The sequence below is a fragment of the Streptococcus uberis genome (genome assembly GCF_900475595.1).
Lineage (GTDB): Bacteria > Bacillota > Bacilli > Lactobacillales > Streptococcaceae > Streptococcus > Streptococcus uberis.
In genome coordinates this window covers 588,212-600,313 of sequence record NZ_LS483397.1, presented here as the reverse complement: position 1 = coordinate 600,313, position 12,102 = coordinate 588,212, and the positions used below count along the sequence as shown (strand labels likewise).

General features: G+C 35.3%; 14 protein-coding genes. All 14 read right to left on the bottom strand.

All coding sequences use genetic code 11. The features are described 5' to 3' along the window. Positions 1 to 5: 5 nt before the first annotated feature. The 14 genes from DQM95_RS03420 to DQM95_RS03355 all read right to left on the bottom strand — a co-directional run bounded on the left by DQM95_RS03420 (position 6) and on the right by DQM95_RS03355 (position 12,097). Positions 6 to 518: a YtxH domain-containing protein gene (locus DQM95_RS03420; protein WP_012658105.1), complete on the bottom strand. Its 513-nt coding sequence runs from the start codon at positions 516 to 518 to the stop codon at positions 6 to 8. Further along, the gene (locus tag DQM95_RS03415; protein ID WP_012658104.1) at positions 518 to 919 is read right to left on the bottom strand and encodes a DUF948 domain-containing protein; all 402 of its coding nucleotides are present in this window, start codon (positions 917 to 919) and stop codon (positions 518 to 520) included. The genes DQM95_RS03420 and DQM95_RS03415 overlap by 1 nt, the downstream gene beginning before the upstream one ends. Before the next feature lie 16 nt (positions 920 to 935). Continuing rightward, the gene (gene lgt, locus DQM95_RS03410) at positions 936 to 1,715 is read right to left on the bottom strand and encodes a prolipoprotein diacylglyceryl transferase (RefSeq protein ID WP_037592346.1); all 780 of its coding nucleotides are present in this window, start codon (positions 1,713 to 1,715) and stop codon (positions 936 to 938) included. Then, entirely contained in the window at positions 1,712 to 2,644 is a 933-nt protein-coding gene (gene hprK, locus DQM95_RS03405; RefSeq protein ID WP_012658102.1) for an HPr(Ser) kinase/phosphatase, read from the bottom strand. Before hprK ends, lgt begins: the two co-directional genes overlap by 4 nt. Before the next feature lie 186 nt (positions 2,645 to 2,830). After that, positions 2,831 to 3,106, bottom strand: a complete 276-nt coding sequence (locus tag DQM95_RS03400) for a PspC domain-containing protein (RefSeq protein WP_037592347.1) — start codon at positions 3,104 to 3,106, stop codon at positions 2,831 to 2,833. Between the two features lie 57 nt (positions 3,107 to 3,163). Further along, complete coding sequence (locus DQM95_RS03395; protein WP_037592348.1) at positions 3,164 to 3,607, bottom strand: SprT family protein; 444 nt, start codon at positions 3,605 to 3,607, stop codon at positions 3,164 to 3,166. Continuing rightward, a complete protein-coding gene (locus DQM95_RS03390) occupies positions 3,594 to 5,726 on the bottom strand; it encodes a Tex family protein (RefSeq protein WP_037592349.1) in 2,133 nt (710 codons plus the stop codon). Before DQM95_RS03390 ends, DQM95_RS03395 begins: the two co-directional genes overlap by 14 nt. Before the next feature lie 126 nt (positions 5,727 to 5,852). Continuing rightward, a complete protein-coding gene (phoU, locus tag DQM95_RS03385) occupies positions 5,853 to 6,506 on the bottom strand; it encodes a phosphate signaling complex protein PhoU (RefSeq protein ID WP_012658098.1) in 654 nt (217 codons plus the stop codon). Between the two features lie 14 nt (positions 6,507 to 6,520). Further along, on the bottom strand, positions 6,521 to 7,273 hold the full coding sequence (gene pstB / locus DQM95_RS03380; protein ID WP_037592350.1) for a phosphate ABC transporter ATP-binding protein PstB: 753 nt from the start codon (positions 7,271 to 7,273) through the stop codon (positions 6,521 to 6,523). A 1-nt stretch (position 7,274) separates the two neighbouring features. Next, positions 7,275 to 8,090: a phosphate ABC transporter permease PstA gene (pstA, locus tag DQM95_RS03375; protein WP_012658096.1), complete on the bottom strand. Its 816-nt coding sequence runs from the start codon at positions 8,088 to 8,090 to the stop codon at positions 7,275 to 7,277. Beyond that, complete coding sequence (gene pstC, locus DQM95_RS03370) at positions 8,083 to 8,946, bottom strand: phosphate ABC transporter permease subunit PstC (protein ID WP_012658095.1); 864 nt, start codon at positions 8,944 to 8,946, stop codon at positions 8,083 to 8,085. The genes pstA and pstC overlap by 8 nt, the downstream gene beginning before the upstream one ends. A 65-nt stretch (positions 8,947 to 9,011) precedes the next feature. Next, a complete protein-coding gene (locus DQM95_RS03365) occupies positions 9,012 to 9,893 on the bottom strand; it encodes a substrate-binding domain-containing protein (RefSeq protein ID WP_012658094.1) in 882 nt (293 codons plus the stop codon). A 172-nt stretch (positions 9,894 to 10,065) separates the two neighbouring features. After that, on the bottom strand, positions 10,066 to 11,391 hold the full coding sequence (pnpS, locus tag DQM95_RS03360; protein WP_037592351.1) for a two-component system histidine kinase PnpS: 1,326 nt from the start codon (positions 11,389 to 11,391) through the stop codon (positions 10,066 to 10,068). Then, the gene (locus DQM95_RS03355; RefSeq protein WP_012658092.1) at positions 11,375 to 12,097 is read right to left on the bottom strand and encodes a response regulator transcription factor; all 723 of its coding nucleotides are present in this window, start codon (positions 12,095 to 12,097) and stop codon (positions 11,375 to 11,377) included. The genes pnpS and DQM95_RS03355 overlap by 17 nt, the downstream gene beginning before the upstream one ends. Between the last annotated feature and the right edge of the window lie 5 nt (positions 12,098 to 12,102).

Here is a 12,102-nt window from a genome sequence, read left to right as displayed (position 1 = left end):
TATGTTTAAAAATGATTGTCTAAATCATTCGTTTCTGATTTTACTTCTTCTGATTTGGAGCTTATTTCCGACGACAAGTTTTCCTCTGTACTTGTCAATTCTGATTGGCTGATAATTGGAACATCTTCTTTTGGATCTGTATAGTCGAAGATAATATCCTCTTCTGATAGGTTAACTTCCGTTTCAGAAGTATTTTCAGATTTATCGGCAAATGTTTGACTAGCTTGTTTCACAAATTGGTTTGTTTTTTCTTTGACCGTTTCAAAAACTTGCTCAGGCGTTATATCACCATTTTCAAATTTTTGCTTATAATCATAGAATGTTTCTTTAGCAAGATGGCTATACTCCTGACCTTTATCTTTTGCCATTTGATGATATTCTTCAGGATTTTCTTTATAAGCTTCGAAGGCTTTTTCAGCTCTTGCTTTGATTTCTTTACCTTTTTCACTACTTAAGAAATAGGCTGTTGCTAAGCCGGTTGCCGTACCAATTACTAATGACTTCAATAATTTACCCATTATTTTTCTCCTTTTTTATTAAAAATTTTGGAAGCAACTTTACCTACAATTGCTGCTTTACTAACTGAAGATACATTACTTGAAGCATTGCGAGCTTTTTGTCCCAAATCTCGAGCATGTACATTTAAATCAGAGACACTTTCAGATAAGTCTGCAATAGCAACAAATAAGGGATCTATCGTTGAGACTTTGCCATTAACATCTTCGACTAATACATTGGCTTTAGCTAAAATCTCATTCGTTTGATATAAGGTGACATTGACATCACTTGTTAAAATAGAGATCGTTTTCTTCGTTTCATCAATAGTTTCTGATACTTTTTTCAAAACGATAATCAAAAAGATAACCAGTGCCACAAAGGCTAATGCAATAATAATAAGTGAGATTCCGACTAAATCCATAAATTTCTCCTTTTCCTTATTCTTGATAATAAGGGATTCCCTTTTGGCGTCGTCTTAGAATGACGAATACAATACCTAAGATAATTAAGACAATTGAAACGATTTGTGAAACTCTAAGTCCAATAAAGATCAGACTATCTGTTCGCATCCCTTCAATGACAAATCGACCAATACCATACCATATGAGATAAAATGCCAATACCTCACCTTCTAATAAAAGTTTCTTCTGACGTCTAAGATAACAAATGATAGTAAAACCAATGATATTCCAGACAGATTCGAATAAAAAGGTTGGCATACGATAATGACCATCAATAAACATTTGTTTTTGAATAAAACTTGGTAAATAAGGCAATGCTTTAACAACTCGGCCATAAGCTTCCTGATTAATAAAATTCCCCCATCTTCCAATTGCTTGGGCTAGCATAAGACCTGGAGCAATAATATCTAGAAAACGAATGGGGTTCAAAACCTTATAATAACAATAAATGAATAAGACAATTGCACCAGTTATTAAACCACCATAAATCGCTATGCCTCCATTCCAAATGGCTAATAATTCATTTAAATGTTTGGAATAGTAGGACCATTCAAAAATGACATAGTAAAGGCGCGCTCCAACAATAGCAATTGGGAAAGCAATAATAATAAAATCAATGACATCATCACTTGTCATTTTTTTTCGTGGCGCTTCTTTACTTGAAAGATAGACTGCCAAAACGAGGCCGGTCATGATACATAAGGCATACCAATGGATAGCAAATGGTCCAATCTGAATGGCAACAGGATCTATCATTTCATCTCCTCATTTCTACTTATGAGGTTGGTGAGGCGTTCTTCAAAGGTTTTAGTAGCATCGAACCCCATTTGTTTAGCACGATGATTCATTGCTGCTGCTTCAATAACAACTGAAACATTTCGTCCTGTTTTAACTGGGATACGAATGCGAGGAACTTTAACTCCTGCAAATTCTACTTCTTCATGTCCATTTCCGAGACGGTCAAAGACTTTTCCAGCTTCAAAATTTTCTAAGTAGATTGCCAGTTGGACTTGAGAAGAATCTTTTACGGCACTTGCTCCGTATAGAGACATGACATCTATAATGCCGACTCCACGTATTTCAAGGAGATGCCGTAATATTTCTGCCGGTTCACCCCAAAGCGTTTCCTCATCTTTGGCATAGACATCCACGCGATCGTCTGCTACTAAGCGATGCCCACGTTTCACAAGTTCTAAACCTGTTTCACTTTTACCAATACCGGAGTCCCCTTGAATGAGAACTCCCATGCCATAAATATCCATTAAGACACCATGTACACTCGTTCGTTCAGCAAGTAAAGCATCCAAATAATAGGAAATACTTCCAGAAAGTCGACTTGTGGAAATTTTACTTCTTAAGAGTGCAATGCCTTCTTCTTCAGCAGCTTTTACCATTTCTTCTGGAATAGGTAAATCTCTGGAAACAATGACAGCTGGTGTGTCTTTTTTAAACATTTCTCTTAAAACAGAATAACGGTTATGAGCAGTCATTTTGGTCATGTATGACCATTCTTTCATACCGAATAACTGAATCCGTTCTGGGGAATAATAATCAAAATAACCTGTCATTTCAAGTCCGGGACGAGAGATGTCTGATGTTGTAATTTCTTTTTCTAACAATTGATCGTTAGCATAAATAATCTCTAATTTTAATCGTTCAATGAGCTTTTTTACCGTAACAGTCATATTTTCTCCTTTTTCATATTATAACACATAATCCAAAGTAAACTGTTAGAAAGACATCTAAAATAAAGCTTTTCTAGCTAAAGAAAGAAGAATCCTTATTGCAAGTAATAAGGATTCTAGTCATTTGTATTAAAAGCACTTCTTTAAATGTCCTGTTTACCATTAAAGAAGAAATTTGTGATACTCTCACCAGAACCAACCATCTTCTTCGTCGTCATTAATGACGTCAGCATTTTTACGACGTCTTGACCCATTGCCATTTTTATTGGCGATTAAATCTTCTTTATAAGGTAAAAAAATGGCTAAAAGGATATATATCAGAACCCCAAAACCTGAAAAATAAATGACTAAGGCTGCGAAAACACGCGCTAGGGGTAAATCCCAGCCATATTTATCTGCTAAACCTGCAACAACACCAGCTAAAAGTCTGTTTTTTCTTTGTTTATAAAACTTACTTTCCATGGTACTCTCCTCTTTTATTCAATATCATTATTATAGACCCATACATAGTAAAATAAATCAGTCTTTCGACTGATTTATTTCTTTTAAGTGTCCTCTGCAATAACCACAAACATATTTTTGTAGGTTGATTCTCCGTTGACGTTTATAGCAATGCCCACATTTCTGGCAACGATAGTTAATGCTTCCCCGCTCTTTTGTGCTTCTCGGTGCATAGCGAAGTCCATCCACTTCTTTTAATAACCTTTTAAAGTCTAGATCCTTATGCTGATAACCTTTGCCTTCAAAGTAGAGATGATAGTGACAAAGCTCATGTCTAACGATTCGTCGAAAGGTCTCTTGGCCAAATTCTTGAAACATTTTGGGGTTAAAATCTAGATGTCCATCTTTAGGAAAAAAGCGTCCTCCAGTTGTTCTGAGTCGCTTATTCCAATAAGCATGATGCTTAAAAGGTTTACCGAAGTCTTCTAGTGAAACTTCATTGACGTAATCAGTGAGATTCATTTGGTGCTAATAAACTCAAATTAACTTTGTGTCTGTCCAAATCGATTTTTGAGACCCAAACAGTGACCAAATCCCCCACAGAAAGGACCTGGCTTGGATGGTTAACAAAAGTCTTACTCATTTCTGAGATGTGAATAAGTCCATCTTCATGTACACCGATATCAACAAAAGCTCCGAAATCAACAACATTGCGAACAGTGCCTTCCAGTTTTTGACCAATTTCCAAATCTTTTAAATCTAAAATATCCTGACGTAGGACAGGAGCTTGGAAATCATCCCTTAAGTCTCTACCTGGTTTTAACAAATCCTTGATAATATCTTTGAGTGTTTCCTCACCTAGACCAATTTGATTTGCCATTTGTGGGATTTGAACAGATTTCAAGACAACTTTCGCACGATCATCCAATTCTTCAATGTTTAGTTGTTTTAATAATTCTTTGACTGCAGGATAAGATTCTGGGTGAACACCTGTATTATCTAAAAAATTCTTCCCATTTGGAATTCTTAAGAAACCTGCCGCTTGTTCAAAGGCTTTTTCTCCTAAACGAGGGACTTTTTTAATTTCTGTTCGGCTTTGAATTCGTCCATTTTCTTCCCTATACTTCACAATATTCTCAGAAATCGTTTTATTAAGACCTGAGACATGTTCTAGTAAGACGGCACTAGCGGTATTGATATTAACACCGACTTGGTTAACAACGGTATCCACAACAAAATCAAGGTTTTCAGATAATTTCTTTTGACTCACATCATGTTGATATTGTCCGACACCGATAGACTTTGGATCTATTTTCACCAGCTCAGCCAAAGGATCTTGGAGTCGTCTTGCAATTGAAATAGCTGATCGTTTTTCAACTGTTAATTCTGGGAATTCATGTCTTGCCAATTCAGATGCTGAATAGACCGAAGCACCGCTTTCGTTGACAATAACATAGGAGGTGTTTGGAAAATCTTTTAACACGTCTGCTACAAAAGCTTCGCTTTCTCTACTTGCCGTACCGTTACCAATGGCAATAATTTCAATATCATAACTTGATATGATTTCTGCTAATTCTTTTTTGGCAAGTTGGATCTTAGTTTGACTTGCTGGTGGGACCGGATAAATAACATGAGTTGTCATCAATTTTCCGGTTTGGTCAACAACGGCTAATTTTGCTCCTGTTCGGAAAGCAGGATCAAATCCTAAAACCATTTTCCCTTTTAGAGGGGATACCAATAACAGATTTCTCAAGTTTTCTGAGAAAAGTGCAATGGCGCCATCTTCTGCTGCTTCCGTTAACTCAGAACGAATACGGCGTTCCATTGCAGGAACAATCTTTTTCTTGACTGTCTGTGAAACAACTTCTTCGATATAGGCGTTTTTTTCTTTAAATCGTGCACTATAAAAACGCATCATTTTATCTAAATGATGGTCAAATGACACTTTTAAAACACCTAACTTTTCACCTCTATTTAACGCTAACGTACGATAGCCTTGCATTTTATTAACTTTATCCGAAAAGTCATAATAGATTTGAAAAATCTTTTTATCATCTAAGCTTAAATCTTTGGCTTGAGAAAGAATATTAGAATAGTTCCAAATTTCATTATAGGTCCATGATCGCAACTTGGCATCTTCTGACATGGCTTCAACCAGTATATCTACTGCTCCTGACAAAGCTTTTTCAGCTGTCGGGAAACTTTCTGAAATAAATGCTTCAGCTTCCTTTACTAGATTAGATTTATTTTGCAAGATAAGTCGAGCTAAAGGAAAGAGCCCTGCTTCTCGTGCAATAGTTGCTTTTGTTCTTCTTTTTTCTTTATAAGGTAAGTAAAGCTCTTCTAAATCGGCTAATTTTTCTGCTGATTCAATAGCCAATCTTAGACTATCTGTTAATTTTCCTTGCTCCTCTATCTTCGAAAGAATCGTTTCTCGTCTTTCTCTAAGATTGTTGAGCGACTTTTCTTGGTCAATGATTGCTTTAATGGTTACTTCATCCAAATTTCCAGTAACTTCTTTACGATAACGAGCAATAAATGGAATCGTGTTCCCTTCAGCAGTTAAGCTTAAAACATCTTCGATTTGTTTTTGAGAAATCGATAAATTCTTTGAAATTGTTTCAATAGTTGTATTTTCCATAATACTCATATTATACCATAAAAGTCGCTTAAAAAGCCCAAGTTATCCCATTCTTTATTAAAGATGAGTGGTGAAAAATACACAAAATACCATAAAAAAAACGCTCATCTCTGAGCGATTTTGTTCTTAATTCAATTCAACTAGTTCACCAGTTTCAAGGTAAACAATGCGTTCACAAATGTTAGAGATATAGTCACCGAATCGTTCAATGTGCCCCATCATGTATAGGTATTGTGCACCATTTCGAACTGATGTTTCTTGTTCTTTCATTACTGTCAAAATTTCTTTTGAAATACTATAGTAAAGTTGATCAATGGCTTCATCTTGATTTGCGATAGCAATAGCTTTATCAGCATTTCGTTTAGGGAAAACCAGTAATAAGTCAGACATCATTTTCAAAGCTTTTTGTCCTGCATCATGAATATGCTCTTCAATGACATCAAGGGTATCAATTTCTTTTAAGTTTAAAATGGCTTTGGCAATTCCTGTCATATGGTCACCCATACGCTCTAAGTCAGAACAAGCTGACATGATTGTCAGTACAAATCTTAAATCCGTTACCTGTGGTTGTTGAAGAGCAAGAAGATTAGCACATGTTAATTCAATATCAAGCTGTGCTTGGTTAATTAATTTGTCTTCTTTGATGATTAATTCTGCCATATCTGTATCTTTGGCTGCTAAAGCTAGTAGTACTTTAGAAGCTGATTCTAATACGGCACTGCCCATTTCTAAAAACTTTTGCTCAAGCTCTTGTAATTCTAATTCAAATTGATCTCTCATGGCTTGTCCTTTCTTTAGCCGAAGCGTCCAGAAATGTAATCTTCTGTCCGTTTATCTAGTGGGTTGGTGAAAATTTGTACGGTATCGCCAAACTCGCAAATTTCCCCTGTTAAGAAAAATGCTGTTTTGTCTGAAATCCGTGATGCTTGTTGCATGTTATGTGTCACAATGATAATGGTATAATCTTTTTTCAATTTTTGAACCAAGTCTTCAATTTTTAAGGTTGAAATAGGATCTAACGCTGAAGTTGGCTCATCCATTAAAAGGACATCTGGTTCTACTGCTAAAGCCCTTGCAATACAAATACGTTGTTGTTGTCCACCTGAAAGTGACATAGCATTCTTTTTCAAGTCATCTTTAACTTCGTCCCAAATAGCTGCGCCTTTTAAAGATTTTTCAACAATAGCATCCAATTGCGCTTTATCTTTAATACCGTGAGTTCTTGGGCCATAGGCTACATTGTCATAAATAGACATTGCAAATGGATTAGGTTGTTGGAAAACCATTCCAACACGTTTGCGAAGGGAGTTAAGGTTCATATTTTTGTCATAAATATTGTCACCATCTAATAGAATCTCACCTTCGATACGGCATCCAGGAACTAGATCATTCATACGATTTAAGGTTTTTAAGAATGTCGATTTCCCACATCCTGAAGGACCAATTAAAGCTGTAATTTCCCCTTGAGGAAGTTCAATATTAACATTTTTAAGGGCTTTAAAGTCCCCATAATATAAATCTAAGTTTTTAACGGAAAAAGTTCCCATTTTAGGATGCTCCTTTCACAAGACGACGAGATAATAAGCTAGAAATAGAATTGATAATCAATACAGTAATAATTAGGATAACGCCAGTTGCATAAGCTTCTTTGACGTGGAGACCCTCACTAGATAACATATACATATGAAGTGCCAATGAACGCCCAGAGGCCATTAGACTTGTTGGCATGTTGGTAGAAGTTCCTAAAGTATACATGAGTGCTGCAGTTTCTCCAACAATACGGCCAATAGCTAGGATAACACCTGACAAAATACCAGGCATTGCTACTGGAAGAACAATTTTAAAAATTGTTCTCAATTTTCCGGCACCTAATCCAAAACTTGCTTGACGCATGCTATCACTAACTGCAAGTAAGGCTTCTTCCGTTGCACGAATGATAACAGGTAGCACCATAATAACTGAAGTTAAAATTCCTGATAGTAATGAATATTGGAAACCAAGGAAAACAACAAAGAATAACATCCCAAATAAACCAAATACAATTGATGGAATCCCAGATAAGGTATCTGAAGCAATACGCATCATTTTAACCCAGATAGACCCTTTTTTAGCATATTCGACCAAGTAAAAGCCTGCGAAAACACCAATTGGGAGAGCTAACAATAATGAACCAAAAACCAAAATCACGGTTGAGATAATAGCTGGCATTAAAGAAACATTTTCTGATGTGTAGTGCCATTGGAAAAGTTGTGGGGTGATATTTGGTAAACCTTTAACGAGAATAAAACCAATGATCAGGAAAAGTGACCCAAAAGTTAATAATGAAAAAAGATAAACCAAGCCTTTCAAAATATATTTACTCATGAACGGATTTTCCTTTCACATATGCAAAGCAAGCATTAATTAATAAGATAAAGACGAAGAGAACGGCTGACGTTGCAATTAATGCCTCACGGTGTTGACCAGACGCATAAGCCATTTCCAAAACAATATTTGTTGTCATCGTTCTGGTTCCTTCAAAGAGTCCGCTTGGTAATAAGGGTTGATTTCCTGCAACAAGGATAACCGCCATTGTTTCACCGATGGCACGTCCTACACCTAAGATAATGGCAGAGAATATTCCTGATTTAGCAGCTGGAACGATAACTTTAAAAATAGTACGTTCGTGGCTTGCTCCCAAGGCCAAACTTCCTGAGTAGTAACTACTTGGAACTGTTCGAATTGCTGATTCTGACAAACTGATAATCGTTGGAAGAATCATGATTCCTAACAAAATAGATGCTGTTAAGACGCTCATCCCATTTCCAGAAAATGTCCTTATCCACGGTACAAGTAATTGTAAACCAAAAAATCCATAAACAATTGATGGAATAGCTGCCATCAAGTTAATGGCAGATTTCAAAAAATGGTAGATTTGTTTAGGACAATAATAAACCATAAAGACAGAAGTAAAAATACCTGTAGGTACACCAATGATAATGGCACCTAAAGTAATTAAAACGGACCCCATGATCATTGGGAATATACCAAAACTTGCTGGTTTATTTGATGGTGACCAATCTTGTCCTAAAAGGAAATTACTAACTCCATATTTACCAATGAATGGAAGACCATTCATAAAGATAAAAACACAAATCAATAGAATGGCAATAATTGCTGTTGCGGCACTAAGGAAGAATATAATCCTAAAGATATCTTCTTTTAAAGCTTGTTTTTTCACACGCTTTCCTTTCTAAAACAATGAAAAGTAAGGGAGACCGTTGTCCCCCTTACAAATTAATCGACTTATTTAACTTTATCCCAGCTTGTTACTTTGCCAGTAAAGATATCAGTGATTGTTTGCATTTTAACTTCTTCTGCTGAATTGTCTTTATTAATAACAACTGCAATACCGTCAAGTGCAATCGCATCATGTTTTAAGTCTTTTCCTTCTTCAGGAGTTAACTCGCGAGAAACCATACCAATATCAGCTGTTTTTTCTTTAGCAGCTGTGATACCTGCTGATGAACCATTTGAAGTAATATCGATTGTTACATCTGGATTTTCTTTTTTGTAGGCTTCAACAAGTTTTTCCATCAAAGGTGAAACTGAAGTAGAACCAACTACTGAAAGTTTACCAGACATTTTTTGTGAAGTGTACTCAGCTTGTTCAGCTTTAGCTTCTACGAATTTATTTTCTTTAACAACTGCTTGACCTTGTTTTGAATGGATGTATTTGATGAAATCTTTACCTAATTCAGAAAGGCTATCATTGTATACGATGTTGAATGGACGTTGTATTGGGTATTCACCATCAGAAACTGTTTTTGAAGTTGCTTCTACACCGTCAACTTTTATAGCTTTAACGCTGTCATTTAATGAACCAAGTGACACATAACCTACAGCATCTTTGTTACCAGAAACTGCTGAGATAACACCTTCAGTACTGTTTTGAACGACTGCAGATTTAGAAGTATTATCAACTTCTTTGTCACCATCTTTTTTCAAGATACCAGTGATTTCTGTAAATGCTCCACGAGTACCAGATCCTTCTTCACGAGTGATAACTTCAATTTTACCACCTGATTTTGATCCTGAACCAGAGTCTGCATTGTTATTTCCACAAGCTGCAAGACCAAAACTTGACAAAGTAAGAACTGCTAAAGTTAGCATTTTATTCATTTTCATAATTTTCACCTTTTTTTGATTTGATAAATTTCTTGTGTAGGTTTGCTACAGTTATAGTCTATCAAGTCTTTGTAAAGATTTATAAGTGATTATTGTAAAGTTTTTGTAAAGATTTATATTTGTATAAAAAAAGTACCATTTTAAAATCTAAATGGTACTAAAATATTAACATTTATGACGTTATGGACTTAGGAAATTCTAAGGTAAAATGACTACCTTTTCCAATCTGACTTTTTACGAAAACCTGGCCTCCTAAAACCTGACTGAGTTCTTTAACAATCGATAAACCTAATCCTGTTCCACCACTTTGGCGGCTACGTCCTTTGTTAACACGGTAAAAGCGCTCAAATATACGATCTTGTTCTAACTTACTAATCCCTATCCCAGTGTCAGACACCGTAATTTGGATTTTTCCCTCTTTAAATGCCGTTGAAATGGTAATCTTACCACCTTCATCTGTGTAGCGAATGGCATTGGACATAAGATTAAGTAAAATTTGCGAAAGTAAATATTTATCAGATTTGATGGTGACATCTTCTGCTAAGTCAAAGCTTAACTGTAAATGTTTCTCATGCAATTGATGTTTCATACTATTACCAATATAATAGAGAAAATCATTTAAAGCTATTTCCGTTTTTTGAAGCTGGGTTTTATTAACTTTGGAAAGTGTCAACATATGTTCAACAATATGCTCTAAACGCAAACTTTCATTGTAAATGATATCTAAAAACTCGTCTTTTAAGGTTTGCTCTTCTTCTGGCATATTCTTTATCGTTTCAGCAAATCCCTTAATTGAAGTTACCGGGGTTCTTAATTCATGAGAGGCATTGGAAATGAAATCCATATTGAGTTTCTCATAATCTCTAATCGTGGTTAAATCATAGAGTAAGACAAGAACTTGAAAAACGGTCCCATATTGGTTAAAGATGGGTACTGCTGTCACCTCTAAAATCAAATCACCATCATGATAGCCCTTAAGCTCTTTTTTGATGGTTTTTTTTGTAATAAAAGCTTGCGCAACAACAGCCTTGACATCTGTTCGTCCAATATCTTCAATTTTTTGAAAAGGTTTATCAGCATCTGGGAAATAATGGGGTAATGATTTGCTATATAACTGAATGTCTTTTGTTTCGGAAACTAAGAACATGCCCATGGTTAAATGAGAAGTTAAGGCTTCTAGATTACTAGATAACTTTTGACTCTCTTCTTTTCGCTTTGCTAATTCTTTTTTTAAAGCACCATGTTTTGAAAAAATCTGTCTTAAGTCTTTCTGACTATCAGGCATAAAGGTTTCCGGACTAGCATATTCCTCTTTTTCCAAAAGTTGAAATTGCTTTTCCCAAAGCATTAATTGTCGTAAAGGAAACAAGGTTGAAGCTAATAATAGAGCACTTATCAGATGAAAAAAAAGTTCCCATTTGGTTTCTAAAATAGCCAACACAAAACTCAACAAGGATAAAAAAAGCAAGATCTCGATTTTTCTAAGATTTTGTTTCATCCTTTAGCTCCTTAAATTTATAACCATATCCACGAATCGTTTTGATAAACACTGGTTTTTTAGGATCATCCTCAATTTTTTCTCTCAACTTACCAATATGGACATCTACCAAACGGGTTTCTTGTCCAAAATCATAACCCCATATCCGTTCTAAGAGTCGTTCTCTTGTTAGAGTCATATTAGGATGTTTGACTAGATAAAGTAAGAGTTCAAATTCTTTCGGTGTTAGATTTAGTAACTTTTGATTTTTATAAACTTCATGCCTTTCAGGATAAATAACCAAGTGATTAATAGTCCAATATTCTTCTGGTAAACCTGTAGTATCCTCTTCTTCAGTTTTTTCAGTTCGTCTTAAAATAGCCTTTAATCTGGCAATTAACTCTCTAGGACTAAAAGGTTTTGTCATATAATCATCAGCACCAAGTTCAAGTGCTAGTACTTTATCAAACTCCTCCCCTTTAGCAGATACCATCATAATTGGAGTCTTGTTTCCCTTGGAACGGATTCTTTTACAGACTTCAATACCATCTAATTGTGGCAACATAATGTCTAATAAAATAAAATCATAATGTTCAGATTCTGCTAGTTTTAGCGCTGTCCTACCATCCTCAGCAAGATCTGTCTCATAACCTTCTTTTTTCAAATGATAATCTAATAGACGTAAGATATGTTCTTCATCATCGACTAATAAAATATGTTTTTTCATTTTTC

Coding starts and splice junctions, on each gene's coding strand:
- DQM95_RS03420 (WP_012658105.1), bottom strand. CDS start 518: ATGGGTAAATTATTGAAGTCATTAGTAATTGGTACGGCAACCGGCTTA.
- DQM95_RS03415 (WP_012658104.1), bottom strand. CDS start 919: ATGGATTTAGTCGGAATCTCACTTATTATTATTGCATTAGCCTTTGTG.
- lgt (WP_037592346.1), bottom strand. CDS start 1,715: ATGATAGATCCTGTTGCCATTCAGATTGGACCATTTGCTATCCATTGG.
- hprK (WP_012658102.1), bottom strand. CDS start 2,644: ATGACTGTTACGGTAAAAAAGCTCATTGAACGATTAAAATTAGAGATT.
- DQM95_RS03400 (WP_037592347.1), bottom strand. CDS start 3,106: ATGGAAAGTAAGTTTTATAAACAAAGAAAAAACAGACTTTTAGCTGGT.
- DQM95_RS03395 (WP_037592348.1), bottom strand. CDS start 3,607: ATGAATCTCACTGATTACGTCAATGAAGTTTCACTAGAAGACTTCGGT.
- DQM95_RS03390 (WP_037592349.1), bottom strand. CDS start 5,726: ATGGAAAATACAACTATTGAAACAATTTCAAAGAATTTATCGATTTCT.
- phoU (WP_012658098.1), bottom strand. CDS start 6,506: ATGAGAGATCAATTTGAATTAGAATTACAAGAGCTTGAGCAAAAGTTT.
- pstB (WP_037592350.1), bottom strand. CDS start 7,273: ATGGGAACTTTTTCCGTTAAAAACTTAGATTTATATTATGGGGACTTT.
- pstA (WP_012658096.1), bottom strand. CDS start 8,090: ATGAGTAAATATATTTTGAAAGGCTTGGTTTATCTTTTTTCATTATTA.
- DQM95_RS03365 (WP_012658094.1), bottom strand. CDS start 9,893: ATGAAAATGAATAAAATGCTAACTTTAGCAGTTCTTACTTTGTCAAGT.
- pnpS (WP_037592351.1), bottom strand. CDS start 11,391: ATGAAACAAAATCTTAGAAAAATCGAGATCTTGCTTTTTTTATCCTTG.
- DQM95_RS03355 (WP_012658092.1), bottom strand. CDS start 12,097: ATGAAAAAACATATTTTATTAGTCGATGATGAAGAACATATCTTACGT.